Below are 26,611 nucleotides of genomic sequence, written 5' to 3'. Positions count from 1 at the left end.
ACGGGGTCAGGAGTCGCCCTCCCGCTCCGCGAGGAAGCGCTCGAACTCTCGGCCCAGCTCGTCGGCCGAGGGCAGGTCGACCGGCTCGGCGACGAGGCTGCCGCGCGTCTCGGCACCGGCCGCCGCGTCGTACTGGTGCTCAAGTCCCTGGACGAGCGCGACCAGCTCCTCGTCGCCCTCGCCGATCTGGCGGTCGATCTCGGTCTGGGTGCGGCGGGCCTCGGTCCGCAGGGAGTGGGCGACGCCCGGGAGGACGAGGCCGGTGGCGGCGGTGACGGCCTCCAGGGCGGTCAGGGCCGCGTCCGGGTACGGGGACCGGGCCACGTAGTGCGGGACGTGGGCGGCGACGCCGAGGGTGTCGTGGCCGGCTTCGGTGAGCCTGTACTCGACGAGGGACTCGGCGCTGCCGGGGACCTGGGCCTCGTCGAAGGGGCTGCGATGGCCCGGCATGAGGTCGACGCGGCTGCCGTGCGGGGTGAGGCCGACCGGGCGGGTGTGCGGGACGCCCATGGGGATGCCGTGGAAGTTGACGGAGAGGCGCACCCCGAGGCGCTCGACGATCTGCCGGACGGCGACGGCGAAACGCTCCCATTCCACGTCCGGCTCCGGGCCGGAGAGGACGAGGAAGGGCGCGCCGGTGGCGTCCTGGACGAGGCGGACCTCGATGGACGGCGTCTCGTACGCGGTCCAGCGGTCGCGCCGGAAGGTCAGCAGGGGGCGGCGGGCCCGGTAGTCCACGAGCCGGTCGTGGTCGAAGCGGGCCACCAGCTGGTGCGGGAGGGTGTCGAGCAGCCGGTCGATGATCTGCTCACCGGTCTCGCCCGCGTCGATGTAGCCGTCGAAGTGGTACAGCATGACCAGTCCGGCCGACTCCTGCGCCAGGGCCAGGTCGACGACGGCCACGCCCTTCGGGTCCCATTCGTACAAATCCTGGGGATCAAGCACGATTACCGCTCCTCCTCGTGTTCTCTTTGGAAACGCCGCGCGCGGCACGGCAATTCCCGGTGCGGCGATCTTCCGGCGGAGGAACTCGGCGGCGCCTGCGGCGGCCGGGCGCGAGCGGTTCGGCTGAGCTGCTCGGGAAAACGACCGAGGCCCGCTCCCCCGAAGGGGAACGGGCCTCGGATTCGCTAGCGGCTAGCGCTCAGCGGAGAGCCTGTTCAGCTCTGGCCGCCGGCCAGCTTCTCGCGCAGGGCGGCGAGCGCCTCGTCCGACGCCAGGGCGCCGGAGTTGTCGTCCGACTCCGAGGAGTACGAACCACCCGAGATGCCCGCACCGGCGTTGCCGGCGGCCGGGGCGGCAGCGCCCTCGGCAGCGGCGGCCTCGTCGGCCTCGCGGGACTTGATGACCTGAGCCTGGTGCTGCTCGAAGCGAGCCTGCGCCTCGGCGTACTGGGTCTCCCAGGCCTCGCGCTGAGCCTCGTAGCCCTCGAGCCAGTCGTTGGTCTCGGGGTCGAAGCCCTCGGGGTAGATGTAGTTGCCCTGGTCGTCGTAGGACGCGGCCATGCCGTACAGGGTCGGGTCGAACTCGACCGAGGCCGGGTCGGCACCGAAGGACTCGTTGGCCTGCTTCAGCGAGAGGCTGATGCGACGACGCTCGAGGTCGATGTCGATGACCTTGACGAAGATCTCGTCGTTGACCTGGACGACCTGCTCCGGGATCTCCACGTGGCGCTCGGCCAGCTCGGAGATGTGGACCAGACCCTCGATGCCCTCGTCCACGCGGACGAACGCACCGAACGGAACCAGCTTGGTGACCTTACCCGGGACGACCTGGCCGATCTGGTGGGTCCGGGCGAACTGCTGCCACGGGTCCTCCTGCGTCGCCTTCAGCGACAGGGAGACACGCTCGCGGTCCATGTCCACGTCGAGAACCTCGACGGTGACCTCCTGGCCGACCTCGACGACCTCGGACGGGTGGTCGATGTGCTTCCAGGACAGCTCGGAGACGTGGACGAGGCCGTCGACGCCACCCAGGTCCACGAAGGCACCGAAGTTGACGATCGAGGACACGACGCCGGAGCGGACCTGACCCTTCTGGAGGGTCGTGAGGAAGGTCTGGCGAACCTCGGACTGGGTCTGCTCCAGCCAGGCACGGCGGGACAGGACCACGTTGTTGCGGTTCTTGTCCAGCTCGATGATCTTCGCCTCGAGCTCCTTGCCCACGTAGGGCTGGAGGTCGCGGACGCGACGCATCTCGACCAGGGAGGCCGGGAGGAAGCCGCGGAGGCCGATGTCGAGGATGAGACCACCCTTGACGACCTCGATGACGGTACCGGTGACGATGCCGTCCTCTTCCTTGATCTTCTCGATGGTGCCCCAGGCGCGCTCGTACTGGGCGCGCTTCTTCGAGAGGATCAGGCGGCCTTCCTTGTCCTCCTTCTGGAGAACCAGGGCCTCGATCTCGTCGCCGACCTTGACGACCTCGTTCGGGTCGACGTCGTGCTTGATCGAGAGCTCGCGGCTCGGGATGACACCTTCGGTCTTGTAACCGATGTCGAGCAGGACCTCGTCCCGGTCGACCTTCACGATGACGCCGTCGACGATGTCGCCGTCGTTGAAGTACTTGATCGTCTCGTCGATCGCGGCGAGGAAGGCTTCCTCGTTACCGATGTCGTTGACCGCAACCTGCGGGGTGGTGGCGGTGGTCTCGGTGCTGCTCGTCATGTGGGAAAGGGCTCCGGTTACGGACAGAAAGTCGTAGGTACTGCTACGCCGAGAGCCCGTATCGCACCAAGAAGCCGGACAGCCAATGAAGCACCCTTCCGCGAACGGGAGGGAACCTCGAAAACCGAGGGGACATACAACAGGTACGAGCGCGGCCTGCTCCGTCTGAGGCGCGCAGGCCCGCAGCGCAACCTTTAGCATACGGGGGCGGCCGGACAGGGTCAATGCGCGAAGCGCGCACCCGAGGCAGATCCACTCAATTCCGGCACCAATCATGCCTCTTGCGCCACCACGGCGGGGGTCCGCCGCACGGCTGCACTGAGCGCAAACTACATCGGCGGGCGAGATGAACCAAGAGTACGGACACGAAGACGCGGTCGGCGGGGAGGCCGACGAGGCCGAGGCGACCCGGCGTGACGCGGGGGACGCGGAGAGCAGCCGGGCGAGCCGCGGCTGGTGGGACCGGAACGCCGACGAGTACCAGAGCGAGCACGGCTCCTTCCTGGGCGACGACCGGTTCGTGTGGGGCCCCGAGGGGCTCGACGAGGCCGAGGCCGGGCTCCTGGGGCCGGCCGCCTCCCTGAAGGGCCTCGACGTCCTGGAGATCGGCGCGGGCGCGGCGCAGTGCTCGCGCTGGCTGGCGGCCCAGGGGGCGCGGCCGGTGGCCCTCGACCTCTCGCACCGGCAGCTCCAGCACGCGCTGCGGATCGGCGGGGAGGTGCCGCTGGTGGAGGCGGACGCCGGAGCGCTGCCCTTCCGGGACGGCTCCTTCGACCTGGCGTGCTCGGCGTACGGCGCGGTGCCGTTCGTCGCCGACCCGGTGCGGGTCTTCCGCGAGGTGCGCCGGGTGCTGCGGCCGGGCGGCCGCTGGGTGTTCTCGGTGACGCACCCGATCCGCTGGGCGTTCCCGGACGAGCCGGGGCCGGAGGGCCTCTCGGTCTCCGCCTCGTACTTCGACCGCACGCCGTACGTCGAGCAGGACGAGCAGGGCCGGGCCGTGTACGTGGAGCACCACCGGACCGTCGGGGACCGGGTGCGGGACGTGGTGGCCGGCGGCTTCCGGCTCGTGGACCTGGTCGAGCCGGAGTGGCCGGCCTGGAACAGTCAGGAGTGGGGCGGCTGGTCCCCGCTGCGGGGGAACCTGATCCCGGGGACGGCGATCTTCGTCTGCGAGCGGGACGGCTAGCCGGGACGGCTGGCTTCGCCTGCGAGCGGGACGGCTGGTAGTCGTACTAATGAGGGGCCCTGTGGACAACGGGGCCTTTCTTTTTCGCGGCGCGTACGAGACTGAGTGCGTGATCCGAAACGACGCACTCGACCGTCTCCCCGTCCGCCATGCCGTCCCCGAGCTGCTCGCCGCCCTCGCGGAGCGCGGCGCGGCGGTGCTGTCCGCTCCTCCCGGCACCGGCAAGACGACGCTGGTGCCGCTGGCGCTCGCGGGGCTCATAGGGGACGGACCGGCGCGGCGGGTGCTCGTGGCCGAGCCGCGGAGGATGGCGGTGCGGGCGGCGGCCCGGCGGATGGCCTGGCTGCTCGGCGAGGAGGTCGGCGGCGCGGTCGGCTTCTCGGTGCGCGGTGAGCGGCGGACCGGGGCCGCGACGCGGGTCGAGGTGGTGACGACGGGCATCCTGCTCCAGCGGCTCCAGCGCGATCCGGAGCTGGCGGGCGTGGACGTGGTGCTGCTCGACGAGTGTCACGAGCGGCATCTCGACGCCGACACGGCCATGGCCTTCCTGGTGGACGTCCGGGCGACGCTGCGGCCGGAGCTGAAGCTGATCGCGGCGTCCGCGACGAGCGACGCCGAGGCGTGGGCGGAGCTGCTCACGGTCCTGGAGGGCGGGGGTCCCGCGCCGATCGTGTGGAGCAAGGGCGAGGGCCATGGGTACGCGGTGAGGTTCGCCGCGCCGCCGGCCGGCATCAGGCCCGCGCACGGCACCTGGGTGGATCCGGCGCTGCTGCGGCACGTGGCGTCGACGGTCCGGCTCGCGTTGGAGCGGCACCAGGGCGACGTCCTCTGTTTCCTGCCGGGCACGGGGGAGATCGCGCGGACGGCGGGGCTGCTCGACGGCGTCGACGCGGAGGTGCTCCAGCTGCACGGGCGGGCTCCCGCCGCCGTCCAGGACGCGGTGCTGCGGGGTGCCGGGCCGGGCGGACGGAGGCGGGTGGTGCTGTCGACGTCGGTGGCGGAGTCGAGCCTGACGGTTCCGGGGGTGCGGATCGTCGTGGACTCGGGGCTCGCGCGGGAGCCCCGGACGGACCATGCCCGGGGTCTCGGTTCCCTCGCGACGGTGCCGGTGTCGACCGCGGCGGCGACCCAGCGGGCGGGGCGCTCGGGGCGTGAGGCGGCCGGTGTGGTCTACCGCTGCTGGGCCGAGGCGGAGGACGGCAGCCGGGCGCGGTTCCCCTCGCCCGAGATCCGGATCGCCGACCTGGCTGACTTCGCGCTGCGGGCCGCCTGCTGGGGCGACCCGACGGCGGAGGGGCTCGCGCTGCTCGACGCGCCGCCGGCCGGGGCGATGGCGGCGGCCCGCGCGGTGCTCGGGTCGATCGGGGCCGTCGACGGTGAGGGCCGGGCCACGGAGCGGGGGGTGCGGATGTCCCGGATCGGGCTGCACCCCCGGCTGGGGCGCGCGCTCCTGGACGGTGCGCCCGAGGTCGGGGTGCGGCGGGCGGCGGAGGTGGTGGCGCTGCTGAGCGAGGAACCGCCGCGCGACTACGGGGACGACCTGGTGTCGGCCTGGCGCGCGGCCCGCCAGGGGACCGACGGGTACGGCGCGCGGTGGAGGGCGGAGGCGCGGCGCCTGGAGCGGTCGGCCGGCGAAGTGGTGGACGGGGGCGTCGCCGTCGGGGAGCGGTCGGCCGGTGAGGCGGTGGGCGGGGGTGCCGTCGGCGGGGAGCGGGAGGGCGACGACGCCGTGGCCGGTCTGGTGACGGCGCTGGCGTTCCCGGAGCGGGTGGCCAGGGCCCGGGAGCAGGGCGGCTATCTGATGGTGTCGGGGAGCGGGGCGCGGCTGGCCGAGGGCTCCCGGCTGCGGTCCAGCCCGTGGCTCGCCGTGGCGGTGGCGGACCGCACCGCGCGGGACGCCACGGCGCGGGTGCGGCTCGCGGCGGTGGTGAACGAGTCCATGGCGTGCCGGGCGGCCGGGCATCTGCGGAGCACCGGCGAGGAGGTCCACTGGGAGGACGGGGACGTGGTGGCGCGGTCGGTGGACCGGCTGGGCGCGGTCGAGCTGACGGTCCGTCCCCTGGGCGCCGGGGCCGAGCCGGCTCTCGTGCGGGAGGCGCTGCTCGACGGCCTGCGGCGCGAGGGGCTCGGGCTGTTGCGGTGGCGCCGGGAGGCCGGGGAGCTGCGCGAGCGGCTCGCCTTTCTCCACCGGGAGTTGGGGGAGCCCTGGCCGGACGTGTCGGAGGGGGCGCTGGTCGACCGGGCCGGGGAGTGGCTGGAGCCGGAGCTGTCCCGGGCGTCGCGCCGAGCGGATCTGGGGCGGATCGACGCCGGGGATGCGTTGCGGCGGCTGCTGCCGTGGGCGTCTGGCGAGGCGGTCCGGCTGGACGAGCTGGCGCCGGAGCGGATCGAGGTGCCGAGCGGTTCGCGGATACGGGTCGAGTACGGGGGTGAGCGGCCGGTGCTCGCGGTGAAGCTGCAGGAGATGTTCGGTCTGGCCGAGACGCCCCGGGTGGCGGGGGTGCCGGTGCTCGTCCACCTCCTCTCCCCCGCCGGCAGGCCGGCGGCGGTGACGGCCGACCTGGCGTCGTTCTGGCGGGACGGCTACCGGGCGGTGCGGGCGGAGCTGCGGGGGCGGTACCCGAAGCACCCGTGGCCGGAGGATCCGTCAGCGGCGGTGCCGACCCGGCACACCAGCGCGCGGCTCAGAGGGGGGCGCTGACCGGCGTGGGGGCGGGGGCGGCGGGCGGCTCCGGTTCGGGGCGGCGCGAGCGGGCCTCCAGCCAGAGGGCGAGGGAGAGGAGGAGCAGGGCGAGGACGGTGAGGCTCCACGGGACGTAGGAGACGAGCATGAGGACCATGAGGCGGTTGGCGGAGACCATCTCGCCGACGCTCTCGAGGTAGTCCTCGCGCATCTTCACGTGCCCCGCGAAGACGGTGAGGGTGTCCCGCCCCATCAGCGCCTTGGCGTTGCGGAGTTCCTCCTTGTGGATCTCCTCGCCGTTGACGGGGGCTCCGGTGATCGGCTCGATCCAGAACATGCGCTTGGTCGTGTACCAGCGGGTGAGGCCGGAGTCGGCGAGGATCTTCGGGGTGATGCCCTTGACCGGCATGGTCTTGGGCATGGGGACCTTGGTCCAGGGGATGGTCTGCTCGAAGTAGTAGACCTCCATGCCGCGGAAGGTGCGGGTGCCCCTGTAGTGGATGGGGGCCGCGGTGCGGGTCTGGGCGTCGAAGTACTGGTAATCGCGCTTCTCGGTCAGGAAGGGGAACTTGAACTCGATGCCCTCGCGCCGGACCGGGTCGCCGTCGACCGATTCGCCGGTGGCGTGGACGGGGTCCTGGGTGTGGGCGTCGAAGACGTACCGCTCGGGGACCTTGGAGACCATCTTGCCGTCGGGTCCCGTGACGTAGGCGAGGGCGTCCCAGACGACGACGTCACGCCCGGCGTCGCGTTCGATGCGCCGTGACTCCTCCACGTTGCCCTTGAGGGTCTGGATGATCGTGATCTTGTCGACCTTCTCGGCCTTGAGCGTCGAGTAGTCGAGGAGGGTCGCGGGCCGCGCCTCCAGGACGGTCTCCTGGTACTGGTTGGGCGGGATCTTCGCGAGGCGGGGGAAGGCGTACCAGCGCAGGGTCGGGGCCATCGCGGCGCAGAAGACGGCCAGGGCGAGCAGGACGAGGCTGGCTCGGCGGCGCACGGTCGGCCCCCCTACTTCTTGGGGCCGGGGTCTGCGGTCAGGAGGGGCTTGGGCGAGGTGGGGCCGTCGGGCGGCAGATCGACCACGGAGAGGAGCAGGACGAAGAGGAGGACTGGGGCGAGTCCGATGGCGGCGGCGACGAGGGCGCGCATGGTCGGCCTCCCGGGTGCGATCTGATAGGTCGTCAGGGCGGGGGCACCGTAGCAACGTGGCCGTGAGATGAGAACACGTTGCACCCGGGTAACGCGAAGCGCCGTCCCCGCGTCCGGTGCGGACGGGGGACGGCGCGGAGGAACGCGGCGCGGAGGCGCGGGCGGTCAGGCCGAAGGCGAGGTGCCGGGCGAGGGGGTGGCCTCGGGCGAGGTGCCGCCGGAAGGCGTCGGCTCCGGGGTCGGGGTCGGGTCCGTCGTGGCGGGGGCGCTGACCGTCAGGTCGACGAAGGTGGTGCCGCCACCCGGTGCGGTCAGCTGCACGTAGTACGTGCCGGCCTTGTCGCCCGCGAGGAGGTCGCCGGACTCGAAGGTGAGCAGTCCGTCCGTGCCGGTCACGAGCGTGAGGGTACGGACCGTGGTGCCGTCCGCGCGCTTGAAGGACGGGCCCTCGGTGCTCTCCTGGGGGTCCGTCTTCGAGGTGACGATCACCGCGGTGACGCGCACACCGGGGGCGAGGGCGCCCTTGTCGGTGGCCTTCACCTGGACCTTCTGGGTGAAGGAGGTGCCGGTCGTGGCGGACAGCGGGTCGCCGGCGAGCCGGGTGAGGGTGTCCGCCCGACGCTCCGTGACGGTCGCGGCGAAGTCGGCCGCGTCCAGGGTCCGGCCCACGACGGTGGCCCGCACGATGAAGGCTCCCGTCTTCTCGCCGGCCCGGAGGGCGGGAGAGGTGGCGAGGCCTGCCGAGCCGGTGGTGACGGTGGCGGTGGTACCGCCGGCGCCGAACCGGGTGTCGGTGGCTCCGACGATCTCGAAGCGGATGTTCACGCCGGGGACCGGCTTGCCCGAGGCGTCGAGCGCCGCGACCCGGGGAAGTCCCGTGAAGGCGCTGCCGGTGGTCGTGGTCGGCTTCTCGTTGGCCACGATCGCGAGCTGTGCGACCTTGGCGGCCGCCGGGAGGGCGGGCGGGGTGACCGGGGGCTTGGCGGGAACGGTCGGCGGCTTGACCGTGCCGGGACGGTGCTCCGACGGCGGCTTCGGCTTCTGGGCGCCGGGCGTCGGCGCCGGAGTCGTGGGGACGGTCGGGAGCGGCGTGGTGGGGTGGGGGCGGTTGCCCCTGGTGCCGTTGTCGCTGCGCCCCACCGGCAGCACGCCCGTGCCGTCCGGGATCTGGTGGGTGCCGCGCTCGTAGAAGGCGGCCCAGGACAGGACCGTGTTCAGGTACTCCCTGGAGCGGTTGTAGCTGAGGATCGCCTGGTCGAGGTCGGCCTTGAGCGCGAGGTTGCGGTCGTTGGCGCAGAGGTAGAGGCCGGCGGCCTGCGCCGCGTCGTAGATGTTGTTCGGGTCCTTCTTCCCGTCGCTGTTGGCGTCCTGGCCCCAGGTGGCCCAGGTGGACGGGATGAACTGCATCGGGCCGACGGCCCGGTCGTGGACCTTGTCGCCGTCGAAGGCGCCGCCGTCGGTGTCCGCGATCATGGCGAAGCCGTTGCCGTCGAGGGCAGGGCCGAGGATCCGCGGCGATGCCGTGCCGTTGGCGTCGACCCTGCCGCCGTTCGCCTGACCGGACTCGACCTTGCCGATGCCGGCGAGCAGCTGCCACGGCAGGTTGCAGCCGGGGTCGGTCGAACGTATCGAGAGCTCGGCCCGCTTGTAGGCGGAGTAGACGGACGCGGGTATGCCGGCCTCGGCGGGGCCGGTCGTCAGCGGCAGATTGGTGCTCGCCCCGGGCTTGTTCGGCGTGAACAGCGGCGGGAGTTTCGTGTAGTACGGGGAATCGCCCGAGGCGGAGCCGTCCCCGGACGGAGAAGCCGTGTCACCGGCGCCGATGGCCTGGTCCCCGCCCGTGTTGTCCGTGGCCTGCGGGATCGTCTCCGGCGCCTGCGAGGCGGCGAGCGCGGCGACCGCCGCGGCCATCACCACACCGCTGGTGGCTCCCTTGCGCAGTCGGCGTCCGATGTGCGCTGCCATGTCCGTCGTCCCCTCCCCGTCGACGCGGTCCCACGCTCCCCGCGTGAGACCTCAGGCGACCCTATGCCAACTCCGGACCGCCGAACACCGACCCCTGACCGTGTTTCACGGTTTCGTCACCTCTTGGCCGCCTGCCGACCAGGGGATTCCGGGAACCGACCGGAGCGTCCCGCCCCTCTTGCACTCCGGTCGGCCGCGCACACCGGCCGCCGTCACCGTCGGAACCCTGGGGGAACTCCCGTTGCCGTTCACGCTGAGCCACGCCGCCGCCGTGCTGCCCGCGCTGCGCCGGGACGGGACCGCGCGCGGCCCGCTGGTCGCGTCCGCCCTCGTCGCCGGGTCCTTCTCGCCCGACATGACCTACTTCGCCGCGACCGCGTTCCCCGGGGCGATGGTCCTCGGGGACGTCACCCACTCCCCCGTCGGGATCGTCACGGCCGACGTGCTGATCACCGCCGCGCTCGTGGCCCTGTGGCTGACCGTGCGCGAGCCGCTCGTCGCGCTGCTGCCCGAGCGGTGGCGCGGCCGGGTGCACGGCCTCGTCCGGGGCCGTCCCTGGCGGGAGCGGCACCCGGCGGCGCTCGTCGGGTGGTTCTGCCTCTCGGCGATCCTCGGCGCCACCACGCACGTGGTGTGGGACTCCTTCACCCATCTCGACCGCTGGGGCACCCGCGCGATCCCCTTCCTCGGTGAGGTCGTCGCCGGGTTCCCGGTCTATCTCTACGCGCAGTACGGCGGTTCGGCGCTGGCCCTCGGAATCCTCGCCTGGTGCACGGCGCGGGCGTTGCGCACCTCCCCTCCTGGGGTGGGGCTGCCGTCCCGGGTTCCGGTCCCCGGCCGACGCGGCCGGCTCCTGGCCGCCGGGCTGATCGGCGGCTGCGTCCTCGGGGGTGTCGCCCACCGGGTGCTGCGCTGGGCGGCGTACTGGGGCTGGGACCGGATCGAGACGCCCCTCGACGTCATCCCGACGGCCTGCTTCGGCGCCGGCGCGGGGCTCGCCGTCGGGCTCGTGCTGTACGGGACGGGGGCGCGGCTCCTCGGATCGCGGCGGGCCCGGACGGCTCCGGCCACTCCGACTCACCAGGAGCCGGCGCACCGGGATCTCCCCGGCCCGGGACCTCGGCCGGAGCGCTCCCGTCCGGGATCTCGCTGATCTTCTCCGGCGGGGTGAAGCCACGGGCCGCGGCGCCGCCGGAGAGCCTGCGGTGCACGACGAGGGCGACGCTCTCCAGGGTGCGGACGCCGTACCGCATGGTGGGGTTGTCGTGGCTCAGGAGGACGATCCGGTAGTCGACGGCGGGGCTCGGCGTGCCGGTGCCGCTGCCCGTGCCCGTGTCGGTGCCCGGGCTCGTCCCCCTCCCGGTGTCCGTGCTCGCGTCCCTGCCCGGGGCCGTGCCCGTGTCGGTGCCCGTCGGGGCCGCCGCCGGGCGCACGATGCCGACGCTGTGGACCCGCCAGGCGTGGGTCGCGCGGGGCAGCCAGCCGTTCTTGAGGTGGACCTTGACCGTGCGGGGCGCGCCCGCGGTGACGCCCCAGGCCTGTGGGCGGACCACCTGCCCCATCAGGGACAGGGCCTCGCCGCGGCGTGACACCGCGGCGAGCAGGGCGAGTTGGTCGCGAGCGGTGGTGCGGGTGAGGCCCCAGTAGTTGTCGTGGCCCAGGACGGTGTCCTGGGCTCCGGCCTCCCGCAGCACCCTGTTCAGCCGGGCGCGGGACAGCCCCTCCCACAGCTCGGTGGCGGCGGTGTTGTCCGAGCGGGTGATCATCGCCTTCAGCCGCCGCGACTCCAGTCGGGTGGGCACCCGGCCGAGCTCCTCCGCGCGCCCGAGGACGGCCTGCATGATCAGGACCTTGGCGATGCTGGCGGAGTCGTACGGCACGGTGTCGGCGAGCCGGCAGCGCAGTCCGCGCACGGGGTCGTGGAGCGCGACGGAGACCGTGCCCTCGCGGCCCTTGAGCGCCGCCGCGATGTCCTGCGACAGCCGGGCGGCGAGGGTCGGCTCGCGGGACGAGGTGCAGAGTGCGGGCGCCCGGTGGGCCTCGGCGGGCCAGGACCAGGCGGTGCCCGACGCGCCGAGGAGGGCGCCGAGGAGGGCCCAGGTGGGGAGGCGGGGGCGGCGGCGCGTGATCATGCCCCCAGTTTCGGGAGCCGTGCCGCCCGGGCGCCCTTTTACTGGTCCGACTGGCGCACATCCACCGGGCCTGTCCCGTGTCGACCGCTTCGCCTCCTGTGCCTTGACCCGCACCACGAGTGCGATGTGCACGTGGTGCGGGTCAAGGCGCGGAAGGCGAAGCGCGCCCGCAAGGGCGCCGTTCCGTTGTGCCCACCCTCCCCCAAGCTCTCGGCTTCGCTCGAGCAGGGGCCCCCTCGCCCCAGCGGGACGATTGCCACACGGGGGTGGGACGGGGGCCCCGGCCAGGTGCCCACGACGGGGTGGGCGTCTCGTCAGTGCGCTGCCGCGTCCCAGTTCTGGCCGACGCCCACCGAGACGTCCAGGGGGGCGCGGAGGTCGGCGGCGGCCGACATCTGCTCGCGGACCAGGGTCTCGACCTGCTCGCGCTCGCCGGGGGCGAGTTCGAGCACGATTTCGTCGTGGACCTGGAGGAGCATCCGGGAGGCGAGGCCCGCCTCGGTGAGCGCCCGGTCGACGTTCAGCATGGCGACCTTGACGATGTCGGCGGCCGTGCCCTGGATGGGGGCGTTGAGCGCCATCCGCTCGGCGGCCTCGCGGCGCTGCCGGTTGTCGCTGTTGAGGTCCGGGAGGTAGCGGCGGCGGCCCAGCATCGTCTCGGTGTAGCCGGTGGCGCGGGCCTCGTCGACGACGCGGCGCAGGTAGTCCCGTACCCCGCCGAAGCGCTCGAAGTAGGTCTCCATCAGGATCCGGGCCTCGGCCGGGTCGATGGTCAGCTGCTGCGAGAGGCCGAAGGCGGAGAGGCCGTAGGCCAGGCCGTACGACATGGCCTTGATCTTGCGGCGCATCTCGGCGTCGACGGCGGACCGCTCGACGCCGAAGACCTGGGAGGCGACGGTGGTGTGCAGGTCCTCGCCGGAGGTGAAGGCCTCGATGAGGCCCTCGTCCTCGGAGAGGTGGGCCATGACGCGCAGCTCGATCTGGCTGTAGTCGGCGGTCATGAGGGCCTCGAAGCCCTTGCCGACGACGAAGCCGTGCCGGATGGCCCGGCCCTCGTCCGTGCGGACCGGCACGTTCTGCAGGTTGGGGTCGGTGGAGGACAGGCGGCCGGTCGCCGCGACCGTCTGGCTGAAGGTGGTGTGGATGCGGCCGTCCGCCGCGACGGTCTTGATCAGGCCCTCGACCGTGGAGCGCAGGCGGGCCTGCTCGCGGTGGCGGAGCATGATCACCGGCAGCTCGTGCTCGGTCTGGCCGGCCAGCCAGGCGAGGGCGTCGGCGTCCGTCGTGTAGCCGGTCTTGGTCTTCTTGGTCTTCGGGAGGTTCAGCTCGCCGAAGAAGACCTCCTGGAGCTGCTTGGGCGAGCCGAGGTTGAACTCGTGGCCGACGGAGGCGTGGGCCTCCTTGACGGCCTGCTGGACCGCCCCGGCGAACTGCTGCTCCATGGCCTCCAGGTGGTCGCGGTCGGCGGCGATGCCGTGCCGCTCCAGGCGGGCGAGGAGGGCGGAGGTGGGGAGCTCGACCTCGTGGAGGAGCTCGCGGGCGCCGACCTCGGCGAGCCGCTCGTCGAAGGCCGCGCCGAGGTCGAGGACGGCCCGTGCCTGGCTCATGAGGGCTTCGGCCTCGGCGGTGTCGTCTGCGCCGAAGGCGAGCTGGCCGTCGGCGGCGGCCGCCGGGGCGAGCTCGCGGCCGAGGTACTCGACGGTGAGGGCGTCGAGGGCGAAGGAGCGCCGGCCGGGCTTGACCAGATAGGCGGCGAGGGCGGTGTCCATGGTGACGCCGGCGATGCTCCAGCCGTGCTCGGGGAAGACCCGCATGGCGCCCTTGGCGTTGTGCATGACCTTCGGCCGGTCGGGGGCGGAGATCCATGCGGCCCAGGCCTGCTCGTCGGCCTCGTCGAGCGCGCTGGGGTCGAACCAGGCGGCGGCTCCCCCGGCGGCGGCGAGGGCGACCTCGCTGACGTTCCCGGTGCCGAGGGCCCAGCTGTCGACGGTGGCGATGCCGAGGGGCTCGGTGGCGTGCTCGGCGAGCCAGGGGGCGAGCTCGCCCGCGCCGAGGACGGTGAAGTCGAGCTCCAGGCCCGCGGCGGGGGCGGGGGCGGCCTCCTCGGCGGCGCCCGGGTCGACGGCGAGGAGCCGCTCGCGCAGCGAGGGGTTGCGGATCTCCAGGGTGTCGAGGACGAGGGCGACGGCCGCGCGGTCGTACGGCTCGCGGGCGAGGTCCGTGACGCCCTTCGGCAGCTCGACGTCCGTGACCATCGCGGTCAGGCGGTGGTTGAGCTTGACCGCCTCCAGGTGGTCGCGGAAGTTCTGGCCGGCCTTGCCCTTGACCTCCTCGGCGCGCGCGACGAGCTCGTCGAAGGAGCCGAACTGGTTGATCCACTTGGCCGCGGTCTTCTCGCCGACGCCGGGGATGCCCGGGAGGTTGTCGGACGGGTCGCCGCGCAGGGCCGCGAAGTCGGGGTACTGCGAGGGCGTGAGGCCGTACTTCTCCTGGACCTTCTCCGGGGTGAAGCGGGTGAGCTCGGAGACGCCCTTGGTCGGGTAGAGCACGGTGGTGTGGTCGGAGACCAGCTGGAAGGAGTCCCGGTCGCCGGTGACGATCAGGACCTCGAACCCGGCTGCCTCGGCCTGGGTGGCGAGGGTCGCGATGACGTCGTCGGCCTCGAAGCCGTCGACGGCGAACCGCGGCGCGTTCATCGCGTCGAGGAGCTCGCCGATCAGCTCGACCTGGCCCTTGAACTCGTCGGGGGTCTTGGAGCGGTTCGCCTTGTACTCCGGGAACTCCTCGGACCGCCAGGTCTTGCGGGACACGTCGAACGCGACCGCGAAGTGCGTGGGCGCCTCGTCGCGGAGCGTGTTCGCCAGCATCGAGGCGAACCCGTAGATCGCGTTCGTCGGCTGTCCGGTCGCGGTGGTGAAGTTCTCCGCGGGCAGCGCGTAGAACGCCCGGTACGCGAGCGAGTGCCCGTCCATGAGGAGCAGGCGGGGGCGGGTGTCTGCGGGGGTCTTCGATGCTGTCTCGGCCACGGGACGATCCTGCCACGGCCCGCTGACAATCCCGTCCACAGTGGTCGGGGTGCCGGGCTGTCGGTGCCGCGTGACAGGATCGGAGACGTACGCCAGAGGATTACCGCTCAAGGGAGAGCGCGATGGTCAGCAAGCCGCCGGCCGGTGACCCGGTCCAGGACGCACCGCAGGTCACGCCGCCGCAGCACGCCGCCGCCGGCCTGCCCGCCATCGGGCACACGCTGCGGATCGCGCAGGAGCAGATGGGTCTGCGGCGGACCGCGCGGACCCTGCTCAAGGTCAATCAGAAGGACGGCTTCGACTGTCCCGGCTGCGCCTGGCCGGAGGGTGACAAGCGGCATGTGGCGGAGTTCTGCGAGAACGGCGCGAAGGCGGTCGCCGAGGAGGCGACGCTGCGCCGGGTGACGCCGGAGTTCTTCGCCGCGCACCCGGTGGCGGACCTGGCGACCCGCAGCGGGTACTGGCTGGGGCAGCAGGGCCGCATCACGCAGCCGATGCTGCTCCCGGAGGGCGGCGAGCGGTACGAGCCGGTGACCTGGGAGCGGGCCTTCTCGATCATCGCGGAGGAGCTGCGGGCCCTGGCCTCGCCGGACGAGGCGCTCTTCTACACCTCGGGGCGGACGAGCAACGAGGCGGCGTTCCTGCTCCAGCTGTTCGCGCGCGAGTTCGGCACGAACAACCTGCCGGACTGCTCCAACATGTGCCACGAGTCCTCGGGCTCGGCGCTGACGGAGACGATCGGCATCGGCAAGGGCAGCGTCTCCCTGGAGGACCTGCACCGGGCGGACCTGATCATCGTGGCCGGGCAGAACCCGGGGACGAACCATCCGCGGATGCTCTCGGCCCTGGAGAAGGCGAAGGCCTCGGGCGCGCGGATCATCTCGGTGAACCCGCTGCCGGAGGCGGGCCTGGAGCGCTTCAAGAACCCGCAGACCCCGCAGGGCATGCTCAAGGGCGCGGCGCTCACGGACCTGTTCCTGCAGATCCGGATCGGCGGCGACCAGGCCCTCTTCCGGCTGCTCAACAAGCTGGTCCTGGAGACGGCCGGTGCGGTCGACGAGGAGTTCGTACGGGACCACACCCACGGGTACGAGGAGTTCGCGGCGGCGGCGAAGGCGGCCGACTGGGACGAGACGCTCGCCGCGACCGGGCTGAAGCGCTCCGAGATCGAGCGGGCGCTGGAGATGGTGCTCGCCTCGGAGCGCACGATCGTCTGCTGGGCGATGGGCCTCACCCAGCACAAGCACTCCGTGCCGACCATCCGCGAGGTGGTCAACTTCCTGCTGCTGCGCGGGAACATCGGCCGGCCGGGCGCGGGCGTGTGCCCGGTGCGCGGCCATTCGAACGTGCAGGGCGACCGCACGATGGGCATCTTCGAGCGCCCCGCGCCGGCCTTCCTCGACGCCCTGGACAAGGAGTTCGGGATCGTCTCGCCGCGCCGTCACGGCTTCGACGTGGTGCGTTCGATCCAGGCGCTGCGCGACGGCGAGGCGAAGGTGTTCTTCGCGATGGGCGGCAACTTCGTGGGGGCGACGCCCGACACGGAGGTGACGGAGGCGGCCATGCGGAACGCGCGCCTGACCGTGCACGTCTCGACGAAGCTGAACCGCTCGCACGCGGTGACGGGCACGCGCGCGCTGATCCTGCCGACGCTCGGCCGCACCGACAAGGACACGCAGAAGAGCGGCCGGCAGTTCGTAACGGTCGAGGACTCGATGAGCCTGGTGCACGCCTCCCGGGGCAACCTGCCGCCGGCGAGCCCGCACCTGCTGTCCGAGCCGGCGATCGTGGCGCGGATGGCCCGGGCCGTCCTCGGCGACGGATCGGCCGCGCCCTGGGAGGAGTTCGAGGCGGACTACGCCAGGATCCGGGACCGCATCGCGCGCGTGGTGCCCGGTTTCGAGGACTTCAACGCCCGGCTCGCGGCGAACCCGGGAGGCTTCGCGCTGCCGCACGGCCCGCGCGACGAGCGCCGCTTCCCCACGAAGACCGGCAAGGCGAACTTCACGGCCGCCCCCGTCGAGTACCCGAGGGTGCCGGAGGGCCGGCTGCTGCTGCAGACGCTGCGCTCGCACGACCAGTACAACACCACGATCTACGGTCTGGACGACCGGTACCGGGGGATCAGGAACGGCCGCCGGGTGGTCCTCGTGCATCCCGAGGACGCGGCGGCGTTCGGTCTCGCGGACGGGGCGTACACGGATCTGGTGAGCGAGTGGACGGACGGCACGGAGCGGCGGGCGCCCGGCTTCCGGGTGGTGCACTACCCGACGTCCCGGGGGTGCGCGGCCGCCTACTACCCGGAGACGAACGTGTTGGTTCCGCTGGAGTCGACGGCGGACGTCAGCAACACCCCCGCCAGCAAGTCCGTGATCGTGCGTCTGGAACAATCACAGTCCGCCTAAGCGTTTGCTCAGGCGCGAGCAGCAGGCAGACCACACGCAGATCAGCAGCCGTACGAAGACGAACGGAGCCGGGCCCATGGGTGAGCAGCAGCACGTGAAGTTCCCGCAGGAGGTCATCGACGAGTACGCGGCGCTGGGCGTCGACCTCCCGGCGCTCTTCTCGGCCGGGCACCTCGGGAACCGGATGGGCGTCCAGATCGTGGAGGCCTCGGCCGAGAAGGTCGTCGGCACCATGCCGGTCGAGGGCAACACCCAGCCGTACGGGCTGCTGCACGGCGGCGCGTCGGCGGTGCTCGCCGAGACGCTGGGCTCCGTCGGCTCGATGCTGCACGGCGGGGTCTCGAAGATCGCCGTCGGCGTCGACCTCAACTGCACCCACCACCGGGGGGTGCGCAGTGGTCTGGTGACCGGCGTGGCGACCCCGGTCCACCGGGGCCGGTCGACCGCCACGTACGAGATCGTGATCACGGACGAGCAGGGCAAGCGGGTCTGCTCGGCGCGCCTGACCTGTCTGCTGCGCGAGATCGACGCGAAGGACGCGGGCGACCTGCCGTCGGCGGGTCGGGCGTAACGGCACCTCGCGCGGGCCATCGCGGCGAAGAGGACGAAGGGGGCGGGGCGCACGGCGCTCCGCCCCCTTCGCCGTTCCGCCCTCTTGTCGCGCGGCGGGGGCAGCCGCTTCACTGGCGGCCTCCCCCACAGGAGAACACCTGATCCATTCACCCATCGAGGGGTTCTTCGTGACAGCCGTACGCACCACCACCGCGATGACCGCCGTCACCGCCGCCGCCTGCGCCGCAGTGATCGCCACCGCGATCCCGTCCTCGGCGATCAACTCGTACAACGCGGCCCCCGCCCCCGAGCGCACCGAGGTCGGCGCGCTCGTGGCGACCTGGGACAACGACGACGACCCGGCGACGCCGGACCGGGTCGACTGGGTCTGCTCCGGCACCATGATCGACGCGGACACCTTCCTCACGGCCTCCCACTGCACGACGGACTGGCCGCAGAACGTGCGTTTCTACGTCTCGCTCGACCAGGACGTGCAGGCCGGCCTCGACCGGGCGGCCGCCGAGCACCCGGGCGACCCCGCCGCCGTTGCACGGAGCGTGGCCGTCGAGGGGACCGCGCACAGCCACCCCGCCTACCCCGGCCCGGCCTCCGACACCCATGACATCTCGGTGATCGAACTGCCGGCGAAGGCGGTGAGGGCCCGCTGGTCCTTCACGCCGGCGACGCTGCCGAAGGCGGGCGCCCTGGCAGCGCTCGGCCCGCAGGGACTGAACTCCACGGCGTTCCTCGTGGCCGGGTACGGCACGCAGGAGGCGGAGCGCGGACCGGGCGGCCAGACCCACCCGGGCGGCGGGGTCCGCATGAAGGCGCCGGTCTCCTTCAACGCCCTCAACGACGCGTGGGTCCGACTCGCCATGACCGCGCCCCAGGGCAACGGCGGTGCCTGCTACGGCGATTCGGGCGGCCCCAACTTCGCGACGCTGAACGGGAAGCCGACCCTGGTCGCCACCACGATCACCGGCGACACTCCCTGTTACGCCACGAACGTCACGTACCGCCTGGACACGCCCGGCGCTCGTGACTTCCTGAAGCCGTTCGTCCAACTCCCGTGACACGCCCCCGTTTACGGCCGGTCGGGGCCGCCCTCGCGGCGGCCCTGGCCGGGTGCGCGCTCGCCCTGTCCGCCGGCTGCGGCCGGGCTCCGGACCCGCGCCCCGCACCGTCGCCCGCGCCCCGGACCAGCACCCCCGCCGACGTCTGCGCGAACCTGGTCTCGTACTGGGTGAAAGAGGCGCTCAGGGGGTCCACGTGGGCGGGGCTCGACTGGGAGCAGAAGGGGCTCTCCAACGAGCAGTACGAGATCCACGACGAGGTGCTCGCGGCGGCCCGGGCCGAGGAGCGGCGGGCGGGGCGGAAGGCCGCCGAGGCGCTGGCGGACCGGGAGTCGCGGCGGCGCTGCGAGGCGGCGAAGGGGGCGACGGGAAGCTCGGAGAACTGGCGTCCGCCCGACGAGTGGACCACCACTCCGACGCCTTCCGGGACCTCCGGGGCCTCTCCCGGCGAATGATCCCGGCCATGATCGCCGTAACCCTGCGTGACGTTCGAGCCATTCGGGAGCGGAATGGCCGGGTCAGCACCCGACCTGCTCTCCGTCCGCTGGCGAATGAGGCGGTGTCCGATATCCGGAGACCCTCACGGGCGCTCCGTCAGGACCGTGATCCACTCAAGCCCCTTAGCGGAACTGGGGGTTCTCAGCATGTGAACACCGCGCTACCGACCGCTGTGCCCTGGTTTGCCCCCCGCGTGCACACCGTCTCCACCCGTCGGCATAACAAGACAGTCACATCCTGACCTGGGCGCTCCCCGCCGTTCCCCACCTGCGCCTAGAGTCACGGCCAGTCACCGCGCCGCCGGGCGCTTCCACTGCACGGCCCTGCTCGACCCAGTACGGCCCGGCATCGAAAACGGCACCTCTAGCTACACAGCTTCACGGCACCGCCTCAGCTTGAGGGGGCCGCGCCAGGGAAAGGATTCTTCGTGCGACACCGTTCTTTGCTCATCCTCACCAGCGTGCTCACCACGGGAGCGCTCACTCTCACCGCCTGCGGTTCGCGTGACGACAAGGGTGGCAGCGACAACAACGCGAGCGGTGGAGACAACGTCACCGTCGTCATCGGCGTCGACGCCCCGCTGACCGGCTCCCTCTCGGCGCTCGGCCAGGGCATCAAGAACTCCGTGGACCTGGCGGTCCAGACCGCCAACAAGAACAAGGAAGTCCCCGGCGTCACCTTCAAGATCGAGGGCCTCGACGACCAGGCGGTCCCGGCCTCCGGCCAGGCCAACGCCACCAAGCTCGTCGGCAACAAGGACGTCCTCGGCGTCGTCGGCCCGCTGAACTCCGGCGTCTCCCAGCAGATGCAGGGCGTCTTCGCCTCCGCCAACCTGGCCCAGGTCTCCCCGGCCAACACGAACCCGGCGCTCAGCCAGGGCGACAACTGGGGCAAGGGCGAGTTCAAGCGCCCCTTCAAGACCTACTTCCGCACCGCCGCCACCGACGTGGTCCAGGGCAAGTTCGCCGCCCAGTACCTCTTCAAGGACGCCGGCAAGAAGAAGGTCTTCGTCGTCGACGACAAGCAGACCTACGGCGCCGGCCTCGCGGCGATCTTCTCCGACGAGTTCAAGCGCCTCGGCGGCACCGTGGTCGGGACCGACCACGTCACCGTGAAGGAGACCGACTTCTCCTCCACCGCCGACAAGGTCAAGTCCTCCGGTGCCGACTCCGTCTACTTCGGCGGCCAGTACCCCGAGGGCGGTCTGCTCTCCGACCAGATCAAGAAGACCGGCGCCAAGATCCCCGTCATGGGCGGCGACGGCATCTACGACCCGGCCTTCATCAGCGCCTCCGCCGAGGCCAACGACGGTGACCTCGCCACCTCGATCGGCTACCCCGTCGAGAAGCTCGCCACCGCCAAGAAGTTCATCGCGGACTACAACGCGGGCGGCTACAAGGACCCGTACGCGGCCTACGGCGGCTACTCCTACGACGCCGGCTGGGCGATCATCCAGGCCGTCAAGGCCGTCGTCCAGGCCAACGGCGGCAAGGTGCCGTCCGACGCCCGCGCCAAGGTCACCGAGGCCCTGGGCAAGGTCTCCTTCGACGGTGTGACCGGCAAGGTCTCCTTCGACGAGTTCGGCGACACCACCAACAAGCAGCTCACGGTCTACAAGGTCGAGGGCGGCAAGTGGGTCGACGTCAAGAGCGACACCTTCAACCAGTAGTCACCGGCTTCACCCGCATCACCGGCACCCGTAAGGGAGCCCGCTCCACCTGAACCAACCCGCGCGAGGGCGCAAACAGCGCCCTCGCGCGGAGTCTTATCCGACAAGCTCATCGGAGGCCTGCGGTGCACGAACTGCCGCAACAGCTGGCCAACGGCCTGGCCCTCGGTGCCCTCTATGGCCTCATCGCCATCGGGTACACCATGGTCTACGGCATCGTCCAGCTCATCAACTTCGCCCACGGCGAGATCTTCATGATCGGGGGCTTCGGCGCCCTCACCACCTACACCGCTCTGCCGAGCGGGACGTCCCTGCTGGTGGCGATACCGCTCATGATCGTCGGTGGCGCGATAGCCTCCGTGGCCGTCGCCACCGCCGCCGAGCGGTTCGCCTACCGTCCGCTGCGCAACGCGCCCCGACTGGCCCCGCTCATCACGGCGATCGGTCTGTCCATCGCGCTCCAGCAGCTGGTCTGGCAGTTCTACCCGGACGCCAAGAAGGCCGTCAGCTTCCCCGAGTTCCAGGGTGAGGCCTTCAAGATCACCGAGAGCCTCTCGATCCAGCGCGCCGACGCCTTCGTCCTCATCCTCGCCCCGCTGTGCATGCTCGCCCTCGGCGTCTTCGTCTCCAAGAGCCGCAGCGGCCGCGCCATGCAGGCCACCGCGCAGGACCCGGACACCGCGAAGCTGATGGGCATCAACACGGACCGCATCATCGTCATGGCCTTCGCCATCGGTGCCGCGTTCGCCGCCGTCGCCGCCGTCGCCTACGGCGTCGACAAGGGCCAGATCAACTTCGAGATGGGCTTCATCCTCGGCCTCAAGGCCTTCACCGCGGCCGTCCTCGGCGGCATCGGCAACATCTACGGCGCCATGGTCGGCGGCGTCGTCCTCGGCATCGCCGAGTCCCTCTCGATCGCCTACATCGAGGACATCCCCGGCATGCAGCAGCTCGGCGGCGGTGCCTGGTCCAACGTGTGGGCCTTCGTCCTCCTCATCCTCGTGCTCCTCGTACGGCCCCAGGGCCTGCTGGGCGAGCGCGTCGCGGACAGGGCGTGAGCACCGTGACCGACACCACTCTCGACCAGACCGCCTCCAAGGCCCCGGCCACGCCCGCAGCCCTGCTCTGGACGATCCTCGCGGGCAGCGTCGCCACCGTCGTGAGCACCTTCCTCGCCTGGACGTGGACCGCCGCGTTCCCCGGCAACCTCACGATCTACGGGAACCCCGCCCCGCTCCAGGTGCTCACGCTCGTCGGAGCCGTGCTCACCGGCCTGTACGCGCTCTCCGCGCTCGGCATCAAGGGCCTCGGCTGGCTGACCCCGACCGGCTCCCGCCGACCGCTGACGATCCTGACCCTGGGCACCTTCGTCACCACCTGGTTCACCGCCCTCGCGATCATCGTGGAGCTGGGCCACCTGGTGGACCTGGAGCCCGGTGCCGTCTTCGCCCTCGTCGCCTCCGCCGTCCCTGGCATCGCCGCGTACAAGCTGCCCAACGACACCCGCAAGGCGGCTCCCGCCAAGCAGCTGCCGTCCTGGGCCGAGATCCTGATCATCGTCGCGGTCTTCGCCCTCGGCCTGTACGTCGTCACCTTCGGCATCGACACCGACGACTCCGAGCCGCAGCTCTTCATCGCGTACCTGATCCTGGTCGGCTTCTCCGCCACCGCACTGGTCAAGTCCGGGCTCACCGCCCGCCTCTCCCAGATCACCGCGCGGAACCGGCAGGTGACGGTCACGGCCGCCATCGTCATGGCGATCGCCTTCCCGTTCCTCCAGCAGAGCGGCGACACGTACACGCTGATCGCGGTCAACATCCTGATCTTCGCGACCGTCGCCCTCGGTCTGAACATCGTCGTCGGCCTCGCCGGCCTCCTCGACCTCGGTTACGTCGCCTTCCTCGGCGTCGGCGCGTACACCGCGGCCCTGGTCTCCGGCGCCACCTCCTCCGCCTTCGGCGTCCAGTTCCCCTTCTGGGCCGCGGCGCTGACCGGCATGGCGGCCTCGCTGGTCTTCGGCGTCGTCATCGGCGCGCCGACCCTGCGCCTGCGCGGCGACTACCTCGCCATCGTGACCCTCGGCTTCGGTGAGATCTTCCGCATCGCCATGGGCAACCTCGACGGCACCTCGGGCCCGCAGATCACCAACGGCCCGAACGGCATCCCGAACATCCCGCAACTGGAGTTCTTCGGGTACAACTTCGGCGAGTCGCACACCGTCCTCGGCATCGAGCTCGGCGCCTACGCCAACTACTACCTGCTCATGATCCTCATCATGGCGCTGGTCGTGGTCGTCTTCTCCCGCGCCGGCAACAGCCGCATCGGACGCGCCTGGGTCGCCATCCGCGAGGACGAGACCGCCGCCACCGCGATGGGCATCAACGGCTTCCGGGTCAAGCTGGTCGCCTTCGCCCTCGGCGCGGCCCTGGCCGGCCTCGCGGGCACGGTGCAGGCGCACGTCAACACCACGGTGGTCCCGGAGAACTACGTCTTCGCCGGTCCCGTCCCGCCGAACTCCGCGTTCCTCCTCGCGGCCGTCATCCTCGGCGGCATGGGCACCATCACCGGCCCGATCGTCGGCTCCGCCCTCCTCTTCCTGATCCCGGCCAAGCTGTCCTTCCTCCAGGACTACCAGCTGCTCGGCTTCGGCATCGCCCTGATCCTGCTCATGCGCTTCCGTCCCGAGGGCCTCATCGCCAACAAGCGGGCGCAGCTGGAATTCCACGAGAACGACGACGACCAGCAGGTCGTGCCGGAGCAGCGCCAGTCCGAGGACGCGGGCGTCGGCACGGCGAAGGCAGGGGCGTGAAAGCCATGACGACGACCACCACCGACACCGCCGCCGGTACGAAGACGGCCGCGACCGTCCTCGACGCGAGCGGGGTCACCATGCGCTTCGGCGGTCTGACCGCCGTGCGCGGGGTCGACCTGACCGTCCGCGAGGGCGAGATCGTCGGCCTGATCGGCCCGAACGGCGCCGGCAAGACCACCTTCTTCAACTGCCTGACCGGTCTGTACGTCCCGACCGAGGGCCAGGTCAGCTACAAGGGGACGGTCCTGCCGCCGAAGCCGCACCTGGTGACCCAGGCCGGCATCGCCCGTACCTTCCAGAACATCCGCCTCTTCTCCAACATGACGGTCCTGGAGAACGTCCTCGTCGGACGGCACACCCGGACCAAGGAGGGCCTGTGGTCGGCGCTGCTGCGCGGCCCCGGCTTCAAGAAGGCGGAGGCCGCCTCGCGCGAGCGGGCCATGGAGCTCCTGGAGTTCGTGGGCCTGGCGAACAAGGCGGAGTACCTGGCGCGCAACCTGCCGTACGGCGAGCAGCGCAAGCTGGAGATCGCCCGCGCGCTCGCCAGTGACCCGGGCCTGCTGCTGCTCGACGAGCCGACGGCCGGAATGAACCAGAGCGAGACCCGCACCACCGAGGAGCTCGTCTTCGCGATCCGCGACCTCGGCATCGCGGTCCTGGTCATCGAGCACGACATGAAGTTCATCTTCAAGTTGTGCGACCGGGTGGCCGTCCTCGTCCAGGGCGAGAAGCTCGTCGAGGGCACGGCCGAGGTCGTCCAGGCCGACGAGCGCGTCGTGGCCGCGTACCTGGGCACGCCGTACGAGGACGCGCCCGGCGCGGAGGAGGCGGCCGAGGTCCAGGCCGCGGAGGAAGCCGCGGAGCAGGCCGCCGAAGAGGCCGCCGAGGTCGAGGCGGAGGCCGGCGGCGAGGCACCCGAGGCATCCGCCGACGAGGCCGACGCCCCCGAGGCCGACGCCCCCGAGGTCGAGGAGGCCGACGCTCCCGAGGCCGAGGAGGCGCCCGCCGACGAGGCCCCCGGGGCTCCCGCCGACGACACCCCCGCCGACGGGGCTCCGGCCGCCGACGCGGACAGCACCACCGAAGGAGACTCCAAGTGACCGCGCTTCTGGAGGTCGAGGACCTCAGGGTCGCCTACGGCAAGATCGAGGCCGTCAAGGGCATCTCCTTCTCCGTCGAGGCGGGCCAGGTCGTCGCCCTGATCGGCACCAACGGCGCCGGCAAGACCACGACCCTGCGGACCCTCTCCGGCCTGCTCAAGCCCACCTCGGGCAAGATCACCTTCGACGGCCAGGAGCTCAACGGCATCCCGGCCCACAAGGTGGTCTCGCTGGGCCTCGCGCACTCCCCCGAGGGCCGGCACATCTTCCCCCGGCTCACCATCGAGGAGAACCTCCAGCTCGGCGCCTTCCTCCGCAAGGACAAGGACGGGATCGAACGGGACATCCAGAAGTCCTACGACCTCTTCCCGATCCTGGGCGAGCGCCGCAAGCAGGCCGCGGGCACCCTCTCCGGCGGTGAGCAGCAGATGCTGGCGATGGGCAGGGCGCTGATGTCCCGGCCCAAGCTGCTGATGCTGGACGAGCCCTCGATGGGCCTCTCCCCGATCATGATGCAGAAGATCATGGAGACCATCTCGACGCTGAAGTCCGAGGGCATGACGATCCTGCTCATCGAGCAGAACGCGCAGGCCGCGCTCTCCCTCGCGGACCACGGCTACGTCCTGGAGGTCGGCACGATGAAGCTGTCCGGCACCGGCCGGGACCTGCTCGTCAACGACGACGTCCGCAAGACGTACCTCGGCGAGGAGTAGCACCACCCGTCACGGGTACGAGGAGGCCCGCCCCGCATCGCGCGGGGCGGGCCTCCTTCTATGTGCGACAGGGCTACTGGCCCTTGGCCGCCTTCTTCTCCTCGGCGTCCTCGATGACGGCCTCGGCGACCTGCTGCATCGACATGCGGCGGTCCATAGAGGTCTTCTGGATCCAGCGGAACGCGGCCGGCTCCGTCAGGCCGTACTGGGTCTGCAGGATCGACTTGGCGCGGTCGACGAGCTTGCGGGTCTCCAGGCGCTGGGAGAGGTCGGCGACCTCCTGCTCCAGGGCGCGGAGCTCGGCGAAGCGGGAGACGGCCATCTCGATGGCCGGCACCACGTCGCTCTTGCTGAAGGGCTTCACCAGGTACGCCATCGCACCGGCGTCCCGCGCCCGCTCGACGAGCTCGCGCTGCGAGAAGGCGGTGAGCATGAGGACCGGGGCGATGGACTCGCCGGCGATCTTCTCGGCGGCGGAGATGCCGTCGAGGACGGGCATCTTCACGTCGAGGATGACGAGGTCGGGGCGGTGCTCACGGGCGAGTTCGACGGCCGTGGCACCGTCCCCGGCCTCGCCGACGACCGTGTAGCCCTCTTCTTCCAGCATCTCTTTGAGGTCGAGACGGATGAGGGCCTCGTCCTCGGCGATGACGACGCGGGTCGTCAGCGGCGGAACGTGCGACGCCTCGGCGTCGTCGGCGGGCTGGGGCGACTCGGGGGCGGTCACGGGGGCTCCTCGTTGCGGGGCAGTGCGCTGCATGAAGAAGCCTACCTAGCTGCTGGCCAGACCAGTGACCGGGTACACTCCGACTGGCAACCTGCCGGGTTGGTGGAATGGCATACACGGATGTCTCAAACACATCTGCCCGTGAGGGCTTGCGGGTTCGAGTCCCGCACCCGGCACCCACCCTGAAGCGGACATTCACCTTCGCGTGAATGTCCGCTTTTGCTGCGCGCAGCAATGGCTCATCTCCCAGAGTGA

General features: G+C 71.6%; 19 protein-coding genes, 1 tRNA gene and 1 pseudogene. 13 read left to right on the top strand and 8 right to left on the bottom strand.

Annotated elements, in window-relative coordinates; genetic code table 11:
• Nucleotides 1–6 precede the first annotated feature (6 nt).
• Nucleotides 7–945, bottom strand: a complete 939-nt coding sequence (locus BLW86_RS28215) for a PAC2 family protein (protein ID WP_093876635.1) — start codon at nucleotides 943–945, stop codon at nucleotides 7–9.
• A gap of 215 nt (nucleotides 946–1,160) precedes the next feature.
• The gene (rpsA, locus tag BLW86_RS28210; RefSeq protein WP_030692649.1) at nucleotides 1,161–2,666 is read right to left on the bottom strand and encodes a 30S ribosomal protein S1; all 1,506 of its coding nucleotides are present in this window, start codon (nucleotides 2,664–2,666) and stop codon (nucleotides 1,161–1,163) included.
• Between the two features lie 346 nt (nucleotides 2,667–3,012).
• Between rpsA and BLW86_RS28205 the strand changes: the two genes are divergently transcribed.
• Nucleotides 3,013–3,852, top strand: a complete 840-nt coding sequence (locus tag BLW86_RS28205) for a class I SAM-dependent methyltransferase (protein WP_093876634.1) — start codon at nucleotides 3,013–3,015, stop codon at nucleotides 3,850–3,852.
• A 109-nt stretch (nucleotides 3,853–3,961) separates the two neighbouring features.
• A complete protein-coding gene (gene hrpB, locus BLW86_RS28200) occupies nucleotides 3,962–6,553 on the top strand; it encodes an ATP-dependent helicase HrpB (RefSeq protein WP_093878920.1) in 2,592 nt (863 codons plus the stop codon).
• Here hrpB and BLW86_RS28195 read toward each other — a convergent pair.
• From BLW86_RS28195 to BLW86_RS28190, 3 genes are all read right to left on the bottom strand, one after another.
• Nucleotides 6,537–7,532, bottom strand: coding sequence for a cell envelope lipid trafficking protein PgfA (locus BLW86_RS28195; protein WP_093876633.1), 996 nt, complete (start codon nucleotides 7,530–7,532; stop codon nucleotides 6,537–6,539). The two genes, hrpB and BLW86_RS28195, sit on opposite strands and share 17 nt — an antisense overlap.
• An 11-nt stretch (nucleotides 7,533–7,543) precedes the next feature.
• Nucleotides 7,544–7,684, bottom strand: coding sequence for an SPW_0924 family protein (locus BLW86_RS41090; RefSeq protein WP_107072740.1), 141 nt, complete (start codon nucleotides 7,682–7,684; stop codon nucleotides 7,544–7,546).
• A gap of 165 nt (nucleotides 7,685–7,849) precedes the next feature.
• Nucleotides 7,850–9,649, bottom strand: coding sequence for a lytic transglycosylase domain-containing protein (locus BLW86_RS28190; protein ID WP_093876632.1), 1,800 nt, complete (start codon nucleotides 9,647–9,649; stop codon nucleotides 7,850–7,852).
• Between the two features lie 241 nt (nucleotides 9,650–9,890).
• On the opposite strand from BLW86_RS28190, the gene BLW86_RS28185 reads away from it, so the two are divergent.
• Nucleotides 9,891–10,802, top strand: coding sequence for a DUF4184 family protein (locus BLW86_RS28185; RefSeq protein WP_093878919.1), 912 nt, complete (start codon nucleotides 9,891–9,893; stop codon nucleotides 10,800–10,802).
• 283 nt (nucleotides 10,803–11,085) lie between these two features.
• Here the strand turns inward: BLW86_RS28185 and BLW86_RS43350 are convergent.
• A pseudogene (locus BLW86_RS43350) lies at nucleotides 11,086–11,415 on the bottom strand (serine hydrolase); the annotation flags it as partial.
• A gap of 680 nt (nucleotides 11,416–12,095) precedes the next feature.
• Nucleotides 12,096–14,807 carry a DNA polymerase I gene (gene polA, locus BLW86_RS28175; RefSeq protein WP_093876630.1) on the bottom strand — a complete coding sequence of 904 codons (2,712 nt, stop codon included), beginning with the start codon at nucleotides 14,805–14,807 and terminating at the stop codon, nucleotides 12,096–12,098.
• Nucleotides 14,808–14,929: 122 nt separating this feature from the next.
• On the opposite strand from polA, the gene BLW86_RS28170 reads away from it, so the two are divergent.
• The 9 genes from BLW86_RS28170 to BLW86_RS28130 all read left to right on the top strand — a co-directional run bounded on the left by BLW86_RS28170 (nucleotide 14,930) and on the right by BLW86_RS28130 (nucleotide 25,629).
• Nucleotides 14,930–17,212: an FdhF/YdeP family oxidoreductase gene (locus BLW86_RS28170; protein ID WP_093876629.1), complete on the top strand. Its 2,283-nt coding sequence runs from the start codon at nucleotides 14,930–14,932 to the stop codon at nucleotides 17,210–17,212.
• Nucleotides 17,213–17,288: 76 nt separating this feature from the next.
• Nucleotides 17,289–17,783, top strand: a complete 495-nt coding sequence (locus BLW86_RS28165) for a PaaI family thioesterase (RefSeq protein WP_093876628.1) — start codon at nucleotides 17,289–17,291, stop codon at nucleotides 17,781–17,783.
• 169 nt (nucleotides 17,784–17,952) lie between these two features.
• Nucleotides 17,953–18,837 carry a trypsin-like serine protease gene (locus BLW86_RS28160; protein WP_218138022.1) on the top strand — a complete coding sequence of 295 codons (885 nt, stop codon included), beginning with the start codon at nucleotides 17,953–17,955 and terminating at the stop codon, nucleotides 18,835–18,837.
• Nucleotides 18,834–19,292: a hypothetical protein gene (locus BLW86_RS28155; protein ID WP_093876627.1), complete on the top strand. Its 459-nt coding sequence runs from the start codon at nucleotides 18,834–18,836 to the stop codon at nucleotides 19,290–19,292. Before BLW86_RS28160 ends, BLW86_RS28155 begins: the two co-directional genes overlap by 4 nt.
• A 470-nt stretch (nucleotides 19,293–19,762) precedes the next feature.
• On the top strand, nucleotides 19,763–21,004 hold the full coding sequence (locus BLW86_RS28150; RefSeq protein ID WP_093876626.1) for a branched-chain amino acid ABC transporter substrate-binding protein: 1,242 nt from the start codon (nucleotides 19,763–19,765) through the stop codon (nucleotides 21,002–21,004).
• Nucleotides 21,005–21,129: 125 nt separating this feature from the next.
• Nucleotides 21,130–22,062 carry a branched-chain amino acid ABC transporter permease gene (locus BLW86_RS28145; RefSeq protein ID WP_093876625.1) on the top strand — a complete coding sequence of 311 codons (933 nt, stop codon included), beginning with the start codon at nucleotides 21,130–21,132 and terminating at the stop codon, nucleotides 22,060–22,062.
• Nucleotides 22,059–23,813 (top strand): branched-chain amino acid ABC transporter permease, encoded by a 1,755-nt coding sequence (locus BLW86_RS28140; RefSeq protein WP_093876624.1) that lies wholly within the window; start codon nucleotides 22,059–22,061, stop codon nucleotides 23,811–23,813. Before BLW86_RS28145 ends, BLW86_RS28140 begins: the two co-directional genes overlap by 4 nt.
• 5 nt (nucleotides 23,814–23,818) lie before the next feature.
• A complete protein-coding gene (locus BLW86_RS28135) occupies nucleotides 23,819–24,916 on the top strand; it encodes an ABC transporter ATP-binding protein (RefSeq protein ID WP_093876623.1) in 1,098 nt (365 codons plus the stop codon).
• A complete protein-coding gene (locus tag BLW86_RS28130) occupies nucleotides 24,913–25,629 on the top strand; it encodes an ABC transporter ATP-binding protein (RefSeq protein ID WP_093876622.1) in 717 nt (238 codons plus the stop codon). Before BLW86_RS28135 ends, BLW86_RS28130 begins: the two co-directional genes overlap by 4 nt.
• Before the next feature lie 73 nt (nucleotides 25,630–25,702).
• Here the strand turns inward: BLW86_RS28130 and BLW86_RS28125 are convergent, their stop codons facing one another.
• Complete coding sequence (locus BLW86_RS28125; protein WP_030692632.1) at nucleotides 25,703–26,356, bottom strand: ANTAR domain-containing response regulator; 654 nt, start codon at nucleotides 26,354–26,356, stop codon at nucleotides 25,703–25,705.
• A 93-nt stretch (nucleotides 26,357–26,449) separates the two neighbouring features.
• Between BLW86_RS28125 and BLW86_RS28120 the strand changes: the two genes are divergently transcribed.
• Nucleotides 26,450–26,532, top strand: a tRNA-Leu gene (locus BLW86_RS28120).
• The last annotated feature ends 79 nt before the right edge of the window (nucleotides 26,533–26,611 follow it).

The sequence above is a fragment of the Streptomyces sp. TLI_105 genome (assembly GCF_900105415.1).
Lineage (GTDB): Bacteria > Actinomycetota > Actinomycetes > Streptomycetales > Streptomycetaceae > Streptomyces.
Note: the sequence above shows the minus strand (reverse complement) of the source record. Positions and strands in the feature narration are given on the sequence as shown.